The sequence below is a fragment of the Streptomyces sp. NPDC031379 genome, assembly GCF_055569615.1.
Genome location: NZ_JBVIIT010000006.1, coordinates 90,166 through 109,425 on the forward strand (window position 1 = coordinate 90,166; position 19,260 = coordinate 109,425).

A 19,260-nucleotide genomic window follows, 5' to 3' on the forward strand; every position below is an offset into this window, starting at 1 on the left:
CATGGCATACCGTCAGAGTCCTGTCGCGATCGTCGGCATGGCGGTGCTGCTGCCCGGCGCTCCCGGTCTCGACGCCTACTGGCGCAACCTGCGCGACGGTGTCGACGCCATCCGGGACGTCCCCGCCGACCGCTGGGACGCCGACTACTACCACCCCGGCTCGGCCGCCGGTCCCGCCGTCCCCGGCCAGGTGTACTGCCGGCGCGGCGGATTCGTGGACGGCCTGGCCGAGGTGGAGGTCACCCGGTACGGCATCATGCCCGCCTCCGTACGGGGCACCGAGCCCGACCAGTTGATCGCACTCGAGGTGGCCGCCGCCGCGCTCGCCGACGCGGGCGGCGAGCAACGGCTGCCCGCCCGGCACCGGGTCGGCGTGGCCCTGGGCCGCGGCGGCTACCTCACCCCCGGCCTGGCCCGGCTCGACCAGCGGGTGCGCACGGCCGGACAACTGGTCCGCACGCTCGGCGAGTTGCTGCCCGGTCTGTCCGCCGCGCAACTGGACCGGGTACGGGCGGCGTTCACCGAGCGACTCGGTCCGGACAGCCCCGACTCCGCGATCGGCCTGGTTCCCAACCTCGCCGCCTCCCGTATCGCCAACCGGCTCGATCTGCGCGGTCCCGCCTACACCCTGGACGCGGCCTGCGCCTCCTCCCTGGTCGCCGTCGACCAGGCGGTCACGGAACTGGCCACCGGGCGTTGTGACGTGATGCTGGCCGGGGGAGTGCACCACTGCCACGACATCACCCTGTGGAGCGTCTTCTCCCAACTGCGCGCCCTGTCCCCGAGCCAGCGCATCCGCCCCTTCCACCGCGACGCCGACGGCATCCTCATCGGCGAGGGCACCGGCGTCGTCGTACTCAAGCGCCTCGCCGACGCCGAACGCGACGGCGACCGCGTCTACGCGGTGATCCGCGGCACGGGTGTGGCCGGCGACGGCCGTACGGCCGGGCTCGTCACCCCGGACCCGGCCGGACAGGCCCGGGCCGTGCGCCAGGCCTGGCAGGCCGCCGGACTCGACCCCGCGGCACCGGACTCGATCGGCCTGCTGGAGGCCCACGGCACCGCCACACCCGCCGGAGACACCGCCGAACTCACCACGCTCGCCGAGGTGTTCGGTCCACGGCCGGCGTACGGCCCGGCCGACGACGGCGATTTCCGCCCTGTCCTCGGCTCGGTGAAGTCGATGATCGGGCACACCATGCCGGCCGCCGGGGTGGCGGGCCTGGTCAAGGCCGCCCTCGCGCTGCACCACGGCACGCTCCTGCCCACCCTGCACTGTGACGACCCCCACCCCGCACTCGCCGCGACCCGCTTCCGCACCCTGGAGCGGGCCCGGACCTGGGGCACCGACGCCCGGCAGCCCGTCCGGCGTGCCGCCGTGAACGCCTTCGGCTTCGGCGGCATCAACGCCCATGTGGTCCTGGAGGAGGCCCCAGGCGCACACTCCGCGCCGGCCTCCACGCCTCCGCCGACGCCCCTTTCCGCCCCTCCGCCACGGTCCGCCTCTGCGTTTCCGCCGGGGTCCTCCTCTGCGTTTCCCCTGGGGCCCGCTTCCGCCCTTCCGTCAGGGTCCGCCTCTGGGTTTCCGCCGGGGTCCGCTTCCCCGTCTCCGTCCGGGTCCGCGTCCGTGCCTCCGTCCGGGTCCGCGTCTGTGCCTCCGTCCGGGTCCGCGTCTGTGCCCCCGTCGGTGTCTGCCCCTGTGACTCCGTCCGGGTCCGCCTCCGCGTCCCCCTCCGGGTCCGCCTCCGCGTCCCCCTCGGTGTCCGCCTCCGCGCGCGTCGCCGAACCCGAGCGCATTCTTCTGCTCTCCGCTGCCCGCCCGGGGGATCTCGCCGCCCTCCTCGACGCCGACGACACCGCCGTGCGCGCCGCCGGTCTCGACGCCGACCTGCCCCATCCGGACGCCGGTCCCGTCCGGCTCGGTGTCGTGGACCCGACCGCCAAGCGGCTCGCCCTGGCCCGCCGCGCGGTGGCCAAGGGCCGGGCCTGGTCGGGCCGCAACGACGTGTGGTTCCGGCCGGGCCCCCTGCTCGGCGGTGCCGGCGGCAGGCTGGCGTTCGTCTTCCCGGGCCTGGAGGGCGACTTCACCCCCCGCACCGACGACATCGCCGCCCACTTCGGCCTGCCCCCGGTCACCGGCACGGACGTCCACGTCGGTGACGTCGGACGGCACGGCTTCGGCGTCGTCGGTGTGGGCCGGCTGCTGGACCAGGCGCTGCGCCGCATCGGCGTCGTACCGGACGCGGTCGCCGGGCACAGCGTCGGCGAGTGGACGGCGATGGTGGCCGCCGGACTGTACGCGGCCGCCGAAGTGGACGCCTTCATGGCCGAGTTCGATCCGGACGCGGTGACCGTCCCCGGACTCGTCTTCGCCTCCGTCGGCACCTCCGCCGCACGCGTCCGCACCGCGCTCGCCGAGACCTGGGCGGGGTCCGGGATCGTCCTCTCCCACGACAACGCGCCCCGCCAGTCCATGGTCTGCGGGCCGGACGCGGCGATCGAGGAGTTCGTACGGTCCTTCCGTGCCCAAGGCGTGCTCTGCCAGGTGCTGCCCTTCCGCTCCGGCTTCCACACACCCATGCTCGAGCCGTACCTCACCCCCATCAAGGAGGCCGCGCACCGTTTCCGGATCCATCCGCCGACCGTCCCGCTCTGGTCCGGGACGACCGCGGCGCCGTTCCCGCGGCCGGAGCGGGAGGTGCGCGAACTGTTCGTACGGCATCTGCTGGAACCCGTCCGCTTTCGCCATCTCACCGAGGCCCTGTACGCCGACGGGCACCGCGTCTTCGTCCAGACCGGCCCGGGACGGCTGACCTCCCTCATCGGTGACACCCTCGGCGACCGCGACCACCTGGCCGTCGCCGCCAACTCGCCCCACCACGGCGGAATGGCCCAACTGCGGCGCGTGGCCACGGCCCTGTGGGCCGCGGGTGCGGCCGTGGCACCGGCCGTCCCGGCGCACGCGGCGGCAGGGGCCGGTGCCGCCCGGCACACCCGGCGGGCCGCGCCGGGCCGGACCGGCAGCGAGCACCCGCCGGTCCGCCTCGACCTCGGCGGTGCCCTGGTGTCGCTGGACGGGCCGGTCCTGGACGCGCTGCGCGCGGAGCTGCGGCCGGGTGCGCACCCTCAGGGCCCGCCGAGCCCCCTCGACGACCTCGCCGCGCGTTTCCCTGCCGCCGCCGAACTCTCCGCCCTGCTCCGGGACACCGCGGACACGGCGGCGGAGCTGATCACGGCAGACCATCGCCGAACCGCCGCCACCACCCCTCCCACGTACCCCAGGCCGTCGAGGGCCGACACGAGTCCGGAACCCTCTCCGCCCACCAGGCCTGCGACGGCCGTCACGACGACCCTGCGCGTCTCCCCGCAGACCATGCCCCACCTCCTGGACCACTGTTTCTTCCCGCAGCGTCCCGGCTGGCCGGATCTGGAGGACCGTTGGCCGGTGGTGCCCGCCACCACGATCGTCCGGCACATGATGGACGCGGCGGAGGAGGCGGCCGCCGCGCCGGGCATGCGGGCGGTCGCGGTGCACGAGGCCCGGTTCGACCGGTGGCTCACCGCCACACCCCCCGTCGCCGTACAGGTCACCGTCACCCCGGCCCCCGACCGACCGGACCGCGCCGCCGTCACCCCGGCCCCCGACCGACCGGACCGTGCCACTGGCACCCACGCCGCCGACCAGACCCACCGCGTCACCGTGACGCCGGCCCCCGCCCAGCCGGACCGCGTCACCGTCGCCCCGCCCCCCGACCGGCCCCACCGCGTCACCGTCACCTTCGGCCCCACCGCCCGTGCCGAGGTCGAACTCGCCGCGCGGTACCCGGCAGCGCCCCCGCCGAGCCCCCTCCCGGACACCCGCGAACGCGCCCCCGAGCACACCGCGGCCCAGCTCTACCGTGACCGCTGGATGTTCCACGGCCCGGGGTTCCAGGGCCTCACCGAGCTGACCGCGATCGGTGAGCGGCACATCCGTGGCGTGATCACCGCGCCCGCCGCACCCGGTGCCCTGCTGGACAACGTCGGCCAGCTGCTCGGCTACTGGATCATGGCGACCCGCACGGAGCGGACCGTCGTCTTCCCCGTGCAGGTGAGGCGGATGCGCTTCCACGGGCCGCACCCGGCCCCCGGCACCGAGGTCGGCTGCCTGGTGCGTGTCACCTCGCTCACGGACGCCGTCCTGGAGGCGGACGCGGAGTTGACCGTCGACGGCCGGGTGTGGGCGGTGCTGAGCGGCTGGCAGGACCGCCGCTTCGACAACGACCCGACGACCCGCCCCGTCGAACGCTTCCCGGAGCGCCACACCCTCTCCCTGGCCCGGCCCGGCGGCTGGACGCTGGTCCACGAGCGGTGGCCGGACCTCGCCTCCCGCGAGCTGATCATGCGCAACTCGCTGGGCGGCGCCGAGCGTGCCGAGTACGCCGACCGCCCGCCGCGCGGCCGCCGGCAATGGCTGCTCGGCCGTATCGCGGTCAAGGACGCCGTACGGCAGTGGCTCTGGCAGCACGGCGAAGGGCCGGTCTTCCCGGCCGAGATCCGGGTCCGCAACGACGAACTGGGCCGCCCGTACGTCACCGGCGTGCACGGCCGCGTTCTGCCCCGGCTGGACGTCTCGCTCGCCCACCGGGCCGAGGCGGCCGTCGCGATCGTACGGCCGCACACCCCGCAGCCCGGCCCCGGTATCGACATCGAGGAGGTCACCGCACACGACCCGGCGACCCTGGCCACCGCGCTCGGCCCCGCCGAACTACGGCTCCTGCGCGCCCGGTCGGCGGACGGCACCGGCCCGGAGGCCCTGTGGTTCACCCGCTTCTGGGCCGCCAAGGAGGCCGTCGCCAAGGCCGAAGGCGTCGGATTCGGCGGCCGTCCGAGGGACTTCACCGTGCTGGAGGCCGTCCGGGACGGCAGCCGGCTGCTCGTCTCCGGGCGCCTGGAACGCGCCTACACCGTGCGCTGCGCGCCGGTGGCCAACCCGCCCGCCCTGCCGGAGCGCGCCTACGTCGTGGCCTGGACGACGGGGCCGGGAGCCGAGAGCGGACCACACGACCCAGCAGCCGAGGAGTACACCCGATGAACCCCACCCCGCCGGCCCCGGCTCAGCCCACCGCCGAAGCCGTGCTCGCCGATGTCACCGGCATGCTCCGCACGGTGCTGGCGGAGTACGGCGACGACGACGTGGTGATCGGCATGTCCACCACCTTCAACCGTGACCTGGAACTGGAGAGCATCGACCTCGTCACCCTGGCCGGCCTGCTGGAGGAGCGGTACGGGGGGCGGGTCAACCTCGCCGAGTTCCTGGCCGGCATGGAGTTCGACGAGATCATCGAGCTGACCGTCGGCCGGCTCGTGGAATACGTGGTGTGGAGCCTCAAGTCCGCACAGGCGGGCTGAGCCATGGCCATGGTCGACGCCGGCGGTATCCGGCTGCACGTCCAGCGCATGGGCCCCGCCGGCGGCCGCGCCCCGCTCGCCACGGTGGTCCTGGTGCACGGGCTGCTCACCGACAGCCTGGCCAGCTACTACTTCACCGTCGCCCCCGGCTTCGCGGCCGCCGGACTCGACGTCGTCATGTACGACCTGCGCGGGCACGGCCGCAGCGAGCGCCCGCCGTGGGGCTACACCCTGGACCACAACATCGACGACCTCACGGCACTCCTGGACCGTCTCGGCGTCGCGGGGCCCGTGCACCTCGTCGGCAACTCCTACGGCGGCACCGTCGCCTTCGGCTACGCGGCCCGCCACCCCGGCCGTACGGCCAGTCTGACGCTGATCGAGTCGGAACCCGCGACAGCGGCGTGGGCGGCCAAACTGGGGCACATCCTGCGCAGGGTGACGACGGAACTGGCGCACAACGAGCCCGACGCGATCGCCTGGATCACCGCCCACCGCGGCCACAACACCGCCCGCCTCGCCAAGGGCGCGGCCCGGCTCGCCCGTGACACCAGCCTCGGCCGGGACATCCCCGCCAGCCGGGTACTGACCGAGGCCGAGATCAGCGCCGTACGCTGCCCGGTCCTCGGCGTGTACGGCGGTGACTCGGACCTGGTGGACCTGGTGCCGTTGAAGCGGGGACTGCTGGCCGACTTCCGGGCGGTGGTGCTGCCCGGGCACGAGCACTCGGTGCTGGTCGAGGCGCCCGGCACCGTCGGCGGTCACATCCTGGACCTGATCGCGGCGGGGGCGGGCGTCCGGTGAGCGGCTTCCTCTTCGTCGTCCCGCCGCTGACCGGGCACATCAACCCCGCCGTCGGCGTCGCCGCCCGGCTCACCGCGCACGGACACCGCGTGGCCTGGGCGTGCGCCGACCCGGCGCTGGTCCGGCGGCTGGCGGGCGCGGACGCCGAGGTGTTCGGGTGCGCGGGTCCCGTGCCCGGCGCCGCGGGCGCCGTACGGCCCCCCGACCTGCGGGGCGCGGAGGCGCTGAAGTTCCTCTGGGAGTGGTACCTGCTGCCGCTCGCCGACGCGATGGCGCCCGGGGTCCGCACGGCCGTGGCGACGTTCCGCCCGAACGTGGTGGTCGCCGACCAGCAGGCCTTCGCCGGCGCCCTGGTGGCCGAGCGGCTGGGGGTGCCGTGGGCCACCTCCGCGACCACCTCGGCGGAGTTCACCGGCGCCTACGACGGCCTGCCCAAGGTCGCCGCGTGGCTGCGACTGCGCCTGGCCGACCTGCGCGCCCGCATCGGCGACCCGGCGGGCAGCGCCGACCCGCGGTCCTCTCCGCACCTCCTGCTGGTGTTCAGCACACCCGAACTCGTCGGCCCCCGAGCCCCGTCGGCGCCGCACGTCCACTACGTCGGCCCCTCGCTCGACGGCCGCCCGGCCACACCGGGCTTCCCCTGGGAATGGCTGGACCACGGCCGGGCCAGGGTCCTGGTGACCCTGGGCACGGCCAACGCCGACGCCGGCGGTCGCTTCCTCGCCGAGTGCGTCACCGCGCTGCGGGACCGGGCCGACCGGGTGCAGGCCGTGTTCGCCGACCCGGGCGGCACGCTCCCCGCCACGGCAGGCGACAAGGACGTGCTGATCCTGCCGTCCGTGCCCCAGCTCCCGCTCCTGGCACGGATGGACGCCGTCGTCTGCCACGCCGGACACAACACCGTGTGCGAGGCCCTGTGGCACGGCGTTCCGCTCGTCGTCGCCCCCGTCCGGGACGACCAGCCGGTGGTGGCCGGTCAGGTCGTGGACTGCGGTGCCGGCGTCCGGGTCAGGTTCGGCCGGGTCACCGCCGCCCGGCTGGGCGAGGCCCTCGACACCGTCCTGCACGACTGTGCCCCCCGGGCCGCCGCCGCCCGGGTCCGCACCGCGTTCCGCGCGGCGGGCGGCGCCCAGGCCGCGGCGGCCCACCTCGAACGACTCGCAGCGGAGGGCCCATGAGCGACCACAGCGACGACAGGACGGCCCGCATCGCCGCCCTGCGCCCCGCCTACCGGACCGGCCTGGCCACCGGCACCGACCGCTTCTTCGCCCCCCGGCGCACCACCTGCCCCTGGTGCTCCTCCGGCCGGCTCACCACCCGCCTGCGCACCACCGACCTGCTCCAGCACAAGCCCGGCCGCTTCGTCCTCGACCGCTGCGCCGACTGCGGCCACGTCTTCCAGAACCCGCGGCTGACCGACGAGGGGCTGGAGTTCTACTACCGGGACTTCTACGACGGCCTCGGCGAGCAGCGCATGAGCGGCACCTTCGGCGGCCGCGGCGCGATGTACCGGAGCCGTGCCGAGGCGATGCTGGCGCACGACCCCGCTCCGAAGTCATGGCTGGACGTCGGCACCGGCCACGGCCACTTCTGCGAGGCCGCCCGCACCGTCCTGCCCGGCACCGCCTTCGACGGGCTCGACTTCACCGACGGCGTCGAACTCGCCGCCCGCGCGGGCCGTGTGGACCACGCCCACCGCGGGGCCTTTTCCGCCCTCGCCCCCGAACTGGCCGCCCGCTACGACGTGGTGAGCATGTTCCACTACCTGGAGCACAGCACCGACCCCGACCGCGAACTCCGCGCCGCCCATGAGGCCGTACGCCCCGGCGGGCATCTCCTCATCGAGGTCCCGGACCCGGACAGCCGCTACGCCCGCCTCCTCGGGCGCTGGTGGCTGCCCTGGCTCCAGCCGCAGCACCTGCACCTCATGCCGGTCGCCAATCTCCGGCGGCGGCTGACGGAGATCGGCTTCACGGTGGTCGCGGAGCAGCACGCCGAGCCGCACGATCCGGTGGACCTGCTCGCCGCCGTCTGGCTGGCCCTCGACCACACCGCTCCGCGGGAGGACGCGCCCTGGCTCCCCGAGCCGCCCGGCGCGCTGCGGCGCGGCCTGCGTACCGCGCTCCTCCTCACGGGCGTGCCCGCCCTCGCCACAGCGACCCTCCTCGACCGCTTCGCGCTCCGCCCTGTGGCCCACCACCTCGGCCTGTCCAACGCCTACCGCCTGGTGGCTCGCCGCGAATGACGCGGCCGGGGCCGAGGCCCGGGCCCCGGCCGCGTACGACTGAGGTCCGGGTGGTGCGCTGTGCCTCCGGTGGCCCCGATGGCCCCCTCCGGCTGGCCCGTGTCGTCCCCGGGTGACTCGGGTGGTGGCTTCGCGGTTTCGGCCGTGTGCGGCCGGTGGCCGCCGTGTGAGACCGGCGGTCCTCATGGACGCCGTGTGCGACCGGCGGTCCTGACGGTCGGCGTATGTGACCGGCGGTCCCGGTGGTCGGCGCATGTGTGCCGCGGTTTCGGGGGTGCTTTGCGTGAACCGCGTTCACAGCACCTTGGCGCGGATCAGCGCCGACAGCATCAGGGCGCCGGGCAGCAGCGGCAGCCAGTCGGTCAGGAGCCGGTAACCGATCACGGTCGCCGTGGCCGTCGCCGGCAGGGCACCGAAGGTGACCAGCGTCCACACCAGCGCCGCATCGACGGCGAGCCCGCCCGGCGCCGGCAGCGCGCCGGCCGCCGTGCCCGCCGCGAGGTAGGCGAGCGTCACCTGCTCCCACGGCAGGCCCAGCCCCAGCGAGGCCCCGACACAGGCGAGGACGCCCGCGTGCACCAGCGGCATCGCGACCGCGCCGCCCCACAGCGCGAACACCCGGCAGGGCCGCGCGTGCACGGCCCGCGCGTCGGCGAGAGCCGACCGCACCAGCCCGGTCACCGGCCGGCGCAACGGCCGTACGAAGGTCAGCAGCACCCCCACGACCGCGAGGACGCCCCCCGCCACGGCGGCGACCGGCACGAGCAGCCGCCCGTCCGGGACCAGCACGCCGAGCCGCCGCCAGGCCGGCGAGGCCGCCAGGAAGACGAGCAGCACCAGTGTCTTCGCGCAGGACCGGGCCAGCGAGTACAGGCCGATCGACGCGGTGGCCCGGTGCAGCGGCACACCCCGCGCCCGCAGGAAACGCAGGGTGACGGCATGGGCGCCGAGCCCGCCGGGCAGCGCGTGGTTGGCCGCGCCGGCGGCGAACTGCGAGGCCAGCAGCAGTCCCGGCGGCAGCCGGTCGGGCAGGGCGCCCTGCCGGACGCACGAGGCCGCCACCCAGGTCAGACAGGTGAGGCCGACAGCGGCCGGCAGCCATCGCGGGTCGGCGGCGACCAGCCGCCGGGCACCCTCGTACAGGACGGGCCGGTTGCCGACGGCCCAGACCCCGGCGAGCAGCACCGGGAGCAGACACACGGCCAGCCGCACGGGCCGGGCCGACAGGAGGGACGCCGGCCGGGCCGGGGTGCCCGGCGGGGGGCAGGGAGCCTCGGGCTCGGCAGGGGGCTGCCGTGGGGGGAGGGAGCCGGAGGCGGCGGGAGCGAGCGGGGTGAGCGGGGACAGTGAGGACACGGGGACGTCGTCCTTCCGCAGCGGGCCCCGCGGCGGGGACCTGGGGAGGCGGGCCGGGCGAGCAGCGGGGAGCCTTCCCCTCCCGCGTGACACCGGGATGTCCGAAAACCGAAGGAGCGAGGGCGGGACCGTGCCACCGGGCGGGTGCGCGCGAACAGCCGTTCACGGCCGACCAGGTAGCCTTCCCGTGGGGCGCACTTCGCATGCGAGGCCCCGACGCCCAGGACATCGACAGGGGAGGAACCGGCGGTGCACGTCCAGGAATGGCTCGACTCGGTGCCCGCGGCCGCCGTCTACGCCCTGGTGGGCCTGGTGATCGGCCTGGAGAGCCTGGGCATCCCGCTGCCGGGGGAGATCATCCTGATCTCGGCGGCGCTGATGTCCTCACAGAACTCGGGCGTCAACCCGATCGTGCTCGGCGTGTGCGCCACCGCCGGTGCCGTGATCGGCGACTCCATCGGCTACGCGATCGGCCGCAAGGGCGGACGCCCGCTGCTGGCCTGGCTCGGCAAGAAGTTCCCCAGGCACTTCGGCGAGGGACATGTGGCCACGGCCGAGCGGTCCTTCGAGAAGTGGGGCATGTGGGCCGTCTTCTTCGGCCGCTTCGTCGCCCTCCTGCGCATCTTCGCCGGCCCGCTCGCGGGCGTCCTGCACATGCCGTACTGGAAGTTCCTCACCGCGAACGTCCTCGGTGGCATCTGCTGGGCGGGTGGCACCACGGCCGTCATCTACTACGTCGGCGTCGTCGCCGAGGACTGGCTGAAGAGGTTCTCGTACCTGGGCCTGGCGGTGGCCCTGCTGATCGGCCTGGCCTCCATGCTGGTCATCAAGCGCAAGGCCAAGAAGGCCCAGGCGCCCCGGCGAGAGGCAGAACCGGTGAACGCCGGGGAGTGAGTGTGCCCAGGGGCGCGGGGAACCGGACGACGGTCCCGCCGCGCGCCCGCATCCGCCGTAGCGGGTCTACTCGTGCACCCCGCGATGCTTCTTGGCCAGCTCGGCGTACAGGGTGCCGTTGAGGGTGACCCCCTCCCGCTCCTCCTGCGTGAGTTCCCGCTTCACCTTCGCCGGCACGCCCGCCACCAAAGATCCCGGCGGAACCGTCATCCCCTGCGGTACCAACGCCTGAGCGGCGACGAGGGACCCGGCACCGATCACCGCACCGTTGAGCACGGTCGCCCCCATCCCGATCAGGCAGTCGTCCTCGACGGTCGCCCCGTGCACCACCGCGTTGTGCCCGATGGACACCCGCTCCCCGACCCTGACCGGGAACCCGGGATCGGCATGCAGCGTGACGTTGTCCTGCACATTCGCGTCGGCACCCACGGTGATCTTCTCCACGTCACCGCGCACCACAGCCCCGTACCAGACACTCGCTCCCGCGTGCAGGGTGACGTCACCGATCACGGAGGCCGTGGGCGCGACGAACGCCTCCGGGTCGACCTGGGGCTCCTTGCCACCGATGCCCACGATCAGTGCCTTGTGCGTCATCACCGTCTCCTCCGGTCCGTGGTGTCCCCGCACGGTACGGCACCGGGTGGGGTGAAGATCACAGCAGCCCACCCTCTCCTGCCGGGCAACCGGTGAGTAACGTGTGGCCTCGTGCCGAAGCGCAAGAACACGTTCTCATCCTGGCGACGCCACCTGGTGCAGCGCGCCGTGCACACCGGCTGGTCGTGGATGCAGCGGACGGGGTCGGTGACGGCCGAGAACCCCGGCCGCTTCCGTTTCGGATCGATCGGCGAAGCCACCAGGCTGGCCTTCCCGCTCGGCACGGTCTTCGGCGAACCCTGGATCCACCTCGGTTCCCACTGCATCATCGCCGAGCAGGTCACCCTCACCGCGGGACTGATGCCGGACCTGGATCTCGGCCCGGACCCGATCCTGCGCATCGGCGACGGAGTCGTCCTCGGCCGGGGCAGCCATGTCATCGCGGACACGACGGTCACCATCGGCAGCGACTGCTACTTCGGCCCGTACGTCTACGTGACCTCCACCAACCACTCCTACGACGACCCGCACCAGCCCATCGGCAAGCAGTGGCCGCGGATGGAGCCGGTCGAGATCGGCCCGGGCTGCTGGATCGGCACCGGCACGGTGATCCTGCCGGGCGCGCGGATCGGCCGGAACGTCGTCGTGGCGGCCGGGGCCGTCGTACGCGGCACGGTGCCCGACCACGCCGTGGTGGCCGGGGCGCCGGCGCGCGTGGTACGCCGCTGGACCCCCGACGAGGGCTGGCAGCCGCCGCTCCGGACCCCGGCCCCGGTGCCGATCCCGGAGGGGACGACGCCGGACCAGCTGCGGGCGCTGGCGGAACTGGACGAGGACGGGGTGGCGCGGCTCGCCGCACTGGAGCCCGAGAACTGAGCGGAGCGGACCGCGGGCCGGGACGCGGCTCAGCCGGTCGCCAGCAGCAGCGTGCCCAGCAGGGCCAGCCCCGCTCCCGCCGCCTGCACCGTACGCAACCGCTCGCTGAGGAAGCCGAGCGCGGCCAGCGCGGTCACCACCGGATACAGCGAGGCGAGGACGGCCGCCACCGTGACCGGGCCGTGCTGGGCGGCGATGGCGTAGGTGCCGTTGGCCGCCACGTCGGCGAGCCCGACGAAGGCCAGCGCGGGCAGCGAGGCCCAGGGGAAGCCGGCCTCAGGCAGGGCGGCACCGCCGCGCCGGACCGAGACGGCGAGCGCGGCCCCGCCCACGGCGACGTTCGTCAGCCGCTGCACGAACAGTGCGAGGAACAGGCCGGTGACATTCGTCGAGGCCTCCGTGATCAGCGCGAACACCGTGCCGAAGCCCAGCGCCGCGACCAGCGTGAGCAGGATCGTCCGCCGCTGCACGGCCGCGCCCCGCAGCTGCGGACCGCCCGCGAGCACGACGCCGGTGACGGCTACGGCGATGCCCGCGACCTGGAGCAGGCCCGGGCGCTCGCCGAGGACCAGGCCCACCCCTACCGGGACGGCGACACTGAGGGTGGCGAGCGGCGAGACGACCCCCATCGGGCCGAGCGCGAGGGCCTTGTAGAAGGAGAGCAGCGCCACGGGTCCCACCAGGCCCGCCGCGACCGCGAACCAGAGCCGGGGCCCGGCCTCGCTCCACCCTCCCGTGGCGAGGACGACCGCACCCAGCACGGCCGCCGCGATCGCCTGCGAGACGACGACGACCGTCAGCGCGGGGGTACGTCGTGTCAGCAGCCCGCCGCCGAAATCGGCCAGCCCCCACAGGAGACTGGTGGTCAGGGCGAAGATTGCTGTCACGGTTCCTCGCAGTACAGTTCGTCGGACGAGCGGGTGCGCCTCACCGTAGTTCAGTCCACTGGACTGCGTCATCCACAATAATGAACGATCTCGGATATTGGACGGAATGTGTCGGACCTCGAACTCCTGACCCAGTCCCTGGCGCGCAACGTGAAGCACTGGCGCTCGGTGCGGGGCTTCACCCTGGACGTGCTCGCCGCCCGGGCCGGTGTCAGCCGCGGGATGCTCATCCAGATCGAGCAGGCGCGCACCAACCCGAGCATCGGAACGGTCGTGAAGATCGGGGACGCGCTCGGCGTCAGCGTCACCACGCTCCTCGACTACGAGCGGGGCCCCAAGGTCCGTGTCGTCCCCGCCGATCAGACCGTACGGCTGTGGCACACCGAGGCCGGCAGCTACAACCGGCTCCTCGCCGGCACGGAGGCCCCCGGACCGCTGGAGATGTGGGACTGGCGGCTGATGCCGGGCGAGCAGAGCCCCTCCGACCCGCACCCGGTGGGCACGGTGGAACTGGTCCACGTCACCGCCGGTGAACTGACGCTCACCGTGGACGGCGTCAAGCACCTCGTCCCGGCCGGCGCGAGCGCCACGTTCGAGGCCAGTGCGTCGCACACCTACGGCAACGAGGGCGACGAACCGATGCAGATGCTGATGGCCGTCTCCGTACCCCCCGTGCGCTGAACCGCGCCGGAGCGGACTGTTAGCGTGCGGCCATGCGCGCACCCATCGGAGACTTCGACACCGCCGCTCCCGCCCCGGACCGCCTGGACGAACTGACCGCCCCGGTCGCCGACGCCGTACGCAACTGGCAGGGTGCCGTCCCCGCCGACCGGATCGTCTACGTCGACACCGACCCGCGCTGGGCCGACACCGCCGTCTTCGTCGAGCACTACGGCCGCGATCTGCTGGAACGGTCGGCGAACTGCGTGGTGGTCGCGGGCAAGCGGGGCGGCGCGACCACCCTTGCCGCGTGCGTGGTGCTCTCCACCACCCGGGTCGACGTCAACGGCGTGGTCCGTCGTCAACTCGGCTCCCGCAAGGCCTCGTTCGCCTCGATGGAGACGGCGACGGGGGAGACCGGCATGGAGTACGGCGGCGTCACCCCGGTCGGACTGCCGACCGGCTGGCCGGTGCTGGTGGACTCGGCCGTCGTCGAGCTGCCCTACGTCCTGGTCGGCAGCGGCCGCCGACGCGGCAAGCTGCTCGTACCCGGTAAGGCCCTCGCCGAACTCCCGGGCGCGGTGGTGCTGGAGGGCCTCGGAACCGCCTGACCCTTGCGGCCTGCCCGTCCGCCCACCCTGTTCGTCGGCCCGGCGGTCCGCCTGCCGATCGGCCCGTGGGCCGGCGCGTTGACCGGCCCGTGGGCCGATCGGTGTGACGCCCCGTCCGTCTCCCGTCTCCCGTCGCCCGTCGATCGGCCCCGAGCCCCTCGGCTCGTCCGTTCCGCCCGTCAGGCCGTCGCGTGGTGGGCCAGTGCCGCATGGGGGTCCGTCTCGCCCGGAGCCGGTGCCGGGTCGGCGTGCACCAGGGCGGCGGTCAGCCTGGGCACGGCGTGCAGCAGCGCGTGTTCGGCCTCGACGGCGATCGCGTGCGCCTGCCGTACCGTCGCCTCGCCGTCCACCACCACCGCGACCTCGGCCCGCAGCCGGTGCCCGATCCAGCGCAGTCGCAGCTCGCCCACCTCCCGCACTCCCGGCACGTCCCGTACCGCCCGCTCGGCCCGGTCCACCAGCGCCGGGTCGACGGCGTCCAACACCCGCCGGAACACCTCCCGCGCCGCGTCCCGCAGCACCAGTGTGATCGCGGCCGTGATCACCAGCCCCACGATCGGATCCGCCGCCTGCCAGCCGAGGGCCGAACCCGCGGCGCCCAACAGCACCGCCAGCGAGGTGAATCCGTCGGTACGGGCGTGCAACCCGTCGGCGACCAGCGCGGCGGAGCCGATCTCCCGGCCGACCCGGATCCGGTACCGGGCCACCCACTCGTTCCCGGCGAAGCCCACCAGCGCGGCCACCGCGACCGCCGGCACGTGCTCGACCGGGCGCGGGTCGAGCAGCCGCCCGACCGCCGCCCACGCGGCGAAGGCCGCCGAGGCGGCGATGGTCAGCACGATGACGAGCCCCGCGAGGTCCTCGGCCCGCCCGTAGCCGTAGGTGAACCGGCGGGTCGCCGCCCGCCGCCCCAGCACGAAGGCGATGCCGAGGGGTACGGCGGTCAGCGCGTCGGCCGCGTTGTGCACCGTGTCCCCGAGCAGCGCCACCGAACCGGACGCGGCCACCACGACCGCCTGCGCCAGCGCGGTCGTCCCGAGCACGGCCAGTGACACCCACAGCGCCCGCATCCCGCGCGCCGAGGACTCGAGCGCCGGGTCCAGCTTGTCGGCGGTCTCGTGGGAGTGCGGGGTGAGGAGGTGGCCGAGACGGTGGCGCAGGCCGGGGGCCGGGGCGTGCCGGTGCTCGTGCGGGGCGTGGCCGTCCGCCTCGTGGTGGTGCGGGTGCCGGTCGCTCACGTCGATCCCCTTCCGGTGTGCGGGAGTGGACGCGAGGCGTCCACGGAGCCATTATGTGCGTATGAGCGCACGCATGCACCTATCACCTGCGCACCATGCGCACCCGCGCAGCCCGGGCGAGGAGCAGTTCGCGCTCGCCGCCGAACTCCTGTCCCTGCTCGGCGACCGGACCCGCCTCGCGCTGCTGCACGCCCTGACGGCGGGGGAGGCCGACGTCACCACCCTCACCGAGGCGTGTGGTGCCGCCCGCCCGGCCGTCAGCCAGCATCTGGCCCGGCTGCGGCTCGCCGGGCTGGTGGACACCCGCAAGGAGGGTCGCCGGGTCATCTACTCACTCCGGCACGGGCACCTGCGCCGCCTGGTCGAGGAGGCCCTGAAGACGGCGGACCACCGCCTCGCCGAACGGACCGGGGAAGAGGAGCGGATCACCGAGACAGGGAGCTGAACGTCGCGTACCGCCCGCAGGCGCGGGGAGGCTCGGGGGTGGCGCTGAGCAGCGCGCGGCTCGGGCAGGGGGTGGCGGCGGCCCTGCTCGCGCCGCAGACCATGGCGCTGATCACGGCCCTCTTCCCGGCGGCCGCCCTCTGCCCGACCCGGACGCGAGCGGCGGCGGCCGCCGCCTGAGCGCCTCTTCGACGCCACGGGCGGGGCCGGCCGCCGGCTCCGGGGACGGCCCGCCGGCGGGGTCGGACACGGCGGCCCGAGCCCGCGGGCCGTGGCTCAGTAGCCGGGGGCCGTCCCCAGGTACTGCTCGGCGAAGGCGGCCGCCGCGGCCGGCGAGGTGAACAGCCGGCGGAGCCGGGCCAGCGTGGTGCCGGCCCGGTAGGGGTCGCCGCAGGAGGTGCCGTGGTAGATCTCCGAGAGCCACTCGGAGAACTCCTCGTAGTCCCACACCCGCCGCAGGCATGCCTCCGAGTAGCCGTCCAGGCCCGAGGGATCGCCCTTCGTCAGATGTGCGACCAGGCCGTCGCCCAGCAGGAACGCGTCGTTCAGGGCCAGGTTCATGCCCTTCGCGGCGATCGGCGCGACGAGATGTGCGGCATCGCCGGCCAGGAAGAGACGGCCGAACACCATCGGCTCGACGACGTAGTTGTGCATGTCCAGCACGCGCTTCTCGAGCAGCCGTCCCTCCGTCAGCGGTGGGCGGCCGGCCGCCCGCAGGCGCTGCTGCAGCTCGCCCCAGACACGCTCGTGCGACCAGTTGTCCGGGTCGTCGCCGGGCGGGCACTGGAGGTAGTAGCGGGTCACCTCCGGACTGCGGGGCATGTGCCCGGCGAATCCGTCCGGGTGCATGCCGAACAGCACGCAGTCGGAGGACGGTGGTGCCTCGGCGAGCAGCGCCAGCCAGCCGGTGCCGTAGTCGCGCCGCGACGTCCGTGCCCGTTGCGGCAGTGCGGCCCGGCTCGCCCCGCGGGCCCCGTCGCAGCCCGCGACGAAGTCGCAGCGCACGATCACCCGTTCGCCGCTGTCCGGGTCGGTGTACGAGACGGAGGGCCGGTCCGAGTCCGGGTCGTGCAGGGTCACGTCCCGCACGCCGAAGCGGATCTCACCGCCGCGCACGTCGGCGTACTCTCGCACGAGATCGGTCACGAGCAGTGGCTGCGGATAGACCCAGTGGTGACGCCCGGTCAGCTCCGTGTAGGAGAAGCGGTGTCCTCGGCCGTCGAAGCGGAACTCGCACTCGGAGTGCCGCTCCGCACGCTCCAGCAGAGGGCCGCCCAGGCCGCGCTGTTCGAGGCCGCGTACGGCCCATTCCTCGATGACCCCGGCACGTGGCCGCTGTTCGATGAACTCCCTGCTCTCGGCTTCCAGGACCAGGCAGTCGACACCGGCGGCCCGCAGGATGTTGCCGACGGTCAGGCCCGCCGGTCCGGCGCCCACGACGACGACCGGAAAGCGGTGCGGGGCAGGGGAGTTGGAGTGGGGGGAGTGGGGGGAAGGAGACGTCACGCGAGCATTATGACGGTGTCCCGTCAGCCGAGCCGACGGGACACCGTGCGTGCCGCGCGAGGTGGTCAGTGCGCGGGCGCGTCCGTGACCACGACCTCGTCGATGCTGCGCTCGATCGCCTCGGGCGCGGAGGCGGTGGCCTTGGCCCAGTAGTAGATGGCCAGGGAGAAGGCCGCGACGACCAGGATGTCCCACCACAGCGGGATGCTGCCCCGGCCGCCGAAGCCGCCCAGCCAGGAGATGACGCCGAGTCCGATCAGGTAACCGGGCAGCCACTGTGCGGCCTTGAAGTCCAGCCGGGGCGCGTCGGGCAGCCGCTTGGCGGTGGCGTACCAGGCGTAGGAGCCGAGCAGCACGTAGCCGAGCAGGATCGCGAAGCCCAGGCGCCACAGGGTGTCCCAGCCGGCCCAGTAGATGATGAGGTTGGCGACCACGAACGACAGCGGCGAGATGATCCTGCCGCCGGGCAGCCGGTAAGGACGCTCGTGGTGCGGCAGACGGTCGGCGAAGACGCCGTAGGCCAGCGGCGCGCCCGCGTACATCAGCACGCTCGCCGAGGTGATGAAGCCGACCAGCTCCTGCCAGCTCGGGAACGGCAGGAAGCAGACCACACCGGTGACGAACGACATGAGGAGGCCGAACCACGGCACGCCGCGCTTGTCGGTCTTGGCGAACGCCTTCGGCGCGTAGCCGTTCTTGGCCAGGCCGAAGGAGACGCGGGAGGTGGCGGTGGTGTAGATCAGGCCGGTGCCGCCGGGCGAGATGATCGCGTCGACGTAGAGCACCCAGCCCAGCCAGCCCAGGCCGACCAGGGTCGCCAGGCCCGCCCACGGGCCGCTGATGCCGGGGAAGTCCAGGTTGGCCCAGCCGTGCGCGAAGGAGGCGTGCGGCAGCGCGGCGATGAACACGACCTGCAGCAGGACGTAGATCACGGCGCCGATCGCCACCGAGCCGAGGGTAGCGCGCGGCAGGTCGCGCTTGGGGTTGCGGCTCTCGCCCGCGAGCTGGATCGCCTGCTCGAAGCCGAGCAGCGCGAAGATGATGCCGCTGGAGCTGATGGCGCCCAGGATGCCCTTGGCGCCGAACGGCGCGAAGCCCTCCGAGGTGAAGTTGCTCGCGTGGAAGTTGCCCGCCGCGATGACGAAGATCGCCCCGAGCGGGACGGCGATCTTCCACCAGGTGGCGGCGCTGTTGGTGTGCGCGAGGGCCCGGACGCCGAAGAAGTTGACGCCGACGAAGACCGCCATCAGGACGACGGCCGTGAGGAAGCCGCCGGTGGTCAGCGTTCCGTCGGCGTGCTGCAGGCCCTGGGCCCACTGCCAGTGACCGGCGTAGCCGATCATGGCCTCGACCTCGATCGGGGCCACGGTCGCCGCCTGCAGCCAGGCGAACCAGCCGAAGGACATGCCGGCCAGGCCGCCGAACGCGTAGTGCGGGTAGCGGGCCGTGCCGCCCGCCACCGGGAACATGCCGCCCAGCTCGGCGTGCACGAGCGCCAGCAGGACGATCGCGACCGCGCCGATCACCCACGAGATGATCGCCGCGGGGCCGGCCACGACGACCGCCTTCTCGGCGCCGTACAGCCATCCGGAGCCGATGATGGAGCCCACGGAGGCCCACATCAGACCGATCAGTCCGACATCTCGGCGCAGACCGCCGGACTCCGTCGTGGCCTGTGGCAAGGCGTCGACTTTCGCCATGTGCAAGTGGCCTCTCAGTTCATGAACGCTAAATCAACGAGCAAGGACGCCACA

General features: G+C 73.9%; 17 protein-coding genes. 11 read left to right on the plus strand and 6 right to left on the minus strand.

Annotated elements, in window-relative coordinates; translation table 11 throughout:
- Position 1: 1 nt before the first annotated feature.
- Genes ACZ5CW_RS10650 through ACZ5CW_RS10670 form a run of 5 tightly spaced genes read left to right on the plus strand, consistent with a single transcriptional unit; the run spans position 2 to position 8,440 of the window.
- A complete protein-coding gene (locus ACZ5CW_RS10650; RefSeq protein WP_468599933.1) occupies positions 2-5,074 on the plus strand; it encodes a type I polyketide synthase in 5,073 nt (1,690 codons plus the stop codon).
- Positions 5,071-5,391, plus strand: coding sequence for an acyl carrier protein (locus ACZ5CW_RS10655; RefSeq protein WP_468599934.1), 321 nt, complete (start codon positions 5,071-5,073; stop codon positions 5,389-5,391). The genes ACZ5CW_RS10650 and ACZ5CW_RS10655 overlap by 4 nt, the downstream gene beginning before the upstream one ends.
- A 3-nt stretch (positions 5,392-5,394) precedes the next feature.
- Entirely contained in the window at positions 5,395-6,195 is an 801-nt protein-coding gene (locus ACZ5CW_RS10660; protein WP_468599935.1) for an alpha/beta fold hydrolase, read from the plus strand.
- Positions 6,192-7,373: a glycosyltransferase gene (locus ACZ5CW_RS10665; protein WP_468599936.1), complete on the plus strand. Its 1,182-nt coding sequence runs from the start codon at positions 6,192-6,194 to the stop codon at positions 7,371-7,373. The genes ACZ5CW_RS10660 and ACZ5CW_RS10665 overlap by 4 nt, the downstream gene beginning before the upstream one ends.
- On the plus strand, positions 7,370-8,440 hold the full coding sequence (locus ACZ5CW_RS10670) for a class I SAM-dependent methyltransferase (protein ID WP_468599937.1): 1,071 nt from the start codon (positions 7,370-7,372) through the stop codon (positions 8,438-8,440). Before ACZ5CW_RS10665 ends, ACZ5CW_RS10670 begins: the two co-directional genes overlap by 4 nt.
- A gap of 294 nt (positions 8,441-8,734) precedes the next feature.
- Here the strand turns inward: ACZ5CW_RS10670 and ACZ5CW_RS10675 are convergent, their stop codons facing one another.
- Complete coding sequence (locus ACZ5CW_RS10675; RefSeq protein WP_468599938.1) at positions 8,735-9,796, minus strand: lysylphosphatidylglycerol synthase transmembrane domain-containing protein; 1,062 nt, start codon at positions 9,794-9,796, stop codon at positions 8,735-8,737.
- Positions 9,797-10,045: 249 nt separating this feature from the next.
- Here ACZ5CW_RS10675 and ACZ5CW_RS10680 point away from each other — a divergent pair, with 249 nt between their 5' ends.
- On the plus strand, positions 10,046-10,690 hold the full coding sequence (locus ACZ5CW_RS10680; protein ID WP_468599939.1) for a DedA family protein: 645 nt from the start codon (positions 10,046-10,048) through the stop codon (positions 10,688-10,690).
- A 66-nt stretch (positions 10,691-10,756) separates the two neighbouring features.
- Here the strand turns inward: ACZ5CW_RS10680 and ACZ5CW_RS10685 are convergent, their stop codons facing one another.
- Positions 10,757-11,284 (minus strand): gamma carbonic anhydrase family protein, encoded by a 528-nt coding sequence (locus ACZ5CW_RS10685; protein ID WP_468599940.1) that lies wholly within the window; start codon positions 11,282-11,284, stop codon positions 10,757-10,759.
- Positions 11,285-11,395: 111 nt separating this feature from the next.
- Between ACZ5CW_RS10685 and ACZ5CW_RS10690 the strand changes: the two genes are divergently transcribed.
- Positions 11,396-12,160, plus strand: coding sequence for an acyltransferase (locus ACZ5CW_RS10690; RefSeq protein WP_468599941.1), 765 nt, complete (start codon positions 11,396-11,398; stop codon positions 12,158-12,160).
- Positions 12,161-12,189: 29 nt separating this feature from the next.
- Here the strand turns inward: ACZ5CW_RS10690 and ACZ5CW_RS10695 are convergent, their stop codons facing one another.
- Entirely contained in the window at positions 12,190-13,047 is an 858-nt protein-coding gene (locus ACZ5CW_RS10695; RefSeq protein ID WP_468599942.1) for an EamA family transporter, read from the minus strand.
- 108 nt (positions 13,048-13,155) lie between these two features.
- Here ACZ5CW_RS10695 and ACZ5CW_RS10700 point away from each other — a divergent pair, with 108 nt between their 5' ends.
- A complete protein-coding gene (locus ACZ5CW_RS10700) occupies positions 13,156-13,728 on the plus strand; it encodes a helix-turn-helix domain-containing protein (RefSeq protein WP_468599943.1) in 573 nt (190 codons plus the stop codon).
- Between the two features lie 32 nt (positions 13,729-13,760).
- The gene (locus ACZ5CW_RS10705) at positions 13,761-14,318 is read left to right on the plus strand and encodes a YbaK/EbsC family protein (protein ID WP_468599944.1); all 558 of its coding nucleotides are present in this window, start codon (positions 13,761-13,763) and stop codon (positions 14,316-14,318) included.
- Between the two features lie 179 nt (positions 14,319-14,497).
- Here ACZ5CW_RS10705 and ACZ5CW_RS10710 read toward each other — a convergent pair whose 3' ends face one another.
- Positions 14,498-15,556, minus strand: coding sequence for a cation diffusion facilitator family transporter (locus ACZ5CW_RS10710; protein ID WP_468599945.1), 1,059 nt, complete (start codon positions 15,554-15,556; stop codon positions 14,498-14,500).
- A 61-nt stretch (positions 15,557-15,617) separates the two neighbouring features.
- Here ACZ5CW_RS10710 and ACZ5CW_RS10715 point away from each other — a divergent pair, with 61 nt between their 5' ends.
- Together ACZ5CW_RS10715 and ACZ5CW_RS10720 are read left to right on the plus strand one after the other, a co-directional pair.
- Positions 15,618-16,001 carry an ArsR/SmtB family transcription factor gene (locus tag ACZ5CW_RS10715; protein WP_468599946.1) on the plus strand — a complete coding sequence of 128 codons (384 nt, stop codon included), beginning with the start codon at positions 15,618-15,620 and terminating at the stop codon, positions 15,999-16,001.
- Between the two features lie 38 nt (positions 16,002-16,039).
- Positions 16,040-16,180 (plus strand): hypothetical protein, encoded by a 141-nt coding sequence (locus ACZ5CW_RS10720; RefSeq protein WP_468599947.1) that lies wholly within the window; start codon positions 16,040-16,042, stop codon positions 16,178-16,180.
- Between the two features lie 96 nt (positions 16,181-16,276).
- On the opposite strand, the gene ACZ5CW_RS10725 is transcribed toward ACZ5CW_RS10720, so the two are convergent.
- Positions 16,277-17,506: a 4-hydroxybenzoate 3-monooxygenase gene (locus ACZ5CW_RS10725; RefSeq protein ID WP_468599948.1), complete on the minus strand. Its 1,230-nt coding sequence runs from the start codon at positions 17,504-17,506 to the stop codon at positions 16,277-16,279.
- Between the two features lie 65 nt (positions 17,507-17,571).
- Entirely contained in the window at positions 17,572-19,206 is a 1,635-nt protein-coding gene (locus ACZ5CW_RS10730; RefSeq protein WP_468599949.1) for an APC family permease, read from the minus strand.
- Between the last annotated feature and the right edge of the window lie 54 nt (positions 19,207-19,260).

What these genes read in the sequence shown, in the direction of transcription:
- ACZ5CW_RS10650 (WP_468599933.1), top strand. Translation starts at nt 2, where the DNA reads ATGGCATACCGTCAGAGTCCTGTCGCGATCGTCGGCATGGCGGTGCTG.
- ACZ5CW_RS10655 (WP_468599934.1), top strand. Translation starts at nt 5,071, where the DNA reads ATGAACCCCACCCCGCCGGCCCCGGCTCAGCCCACCGCCGAAGCCGTG.
- ACZ5CW_RS10660 (WP_468599935.1), top strand. Translation starts at nt 5,395, where the DNA reads ATGGCCATGGTCGACGCCGGCGGTATCCGGCTGCACGTCCAGCGCATG.
- ACZ5CW_RS10670 (WP_468599937.1), top strand. Translation starts at nt 7,370, where the DNA reads ATGAGCGACCACAGCGACGACAGGACGGCCCGCATCGCCGCCCTGCGC.
- ACZ5CW_RS10685 (WP_468599940.1), bottom strand. Translation starts at nt 11,284, where the DNA reads ATGACGCACAAGGCACTGATCGTGGGCATCGGTGGCAAGGAGCCCCAG.
- ACZ5CW_RS10705 (WP_468599944.1), top strand. Translation starts at nt 13,761, where the DNA reads ATGCGCGCACCCATCGGAGACTTCGACACCGCCGCTCCCGCCCCGGAC.
- ACZ5CW_RS10715 (WP_468599946.1), top strand. Translation starts at nt 15,618, where the DNA reads ATGAGCGCACGCATGCACCTATCACCTGCGCACCATGCGCACCCGCGC.
- ACZ5CW_RS10730 (WP_468599949.1), bottom strand. Translation starts at nt 19,206, where the DNA reads ATGGCGAAAGTCGACGCCTTGCCACAGGCCACGACGGAGTCCGGCGGT.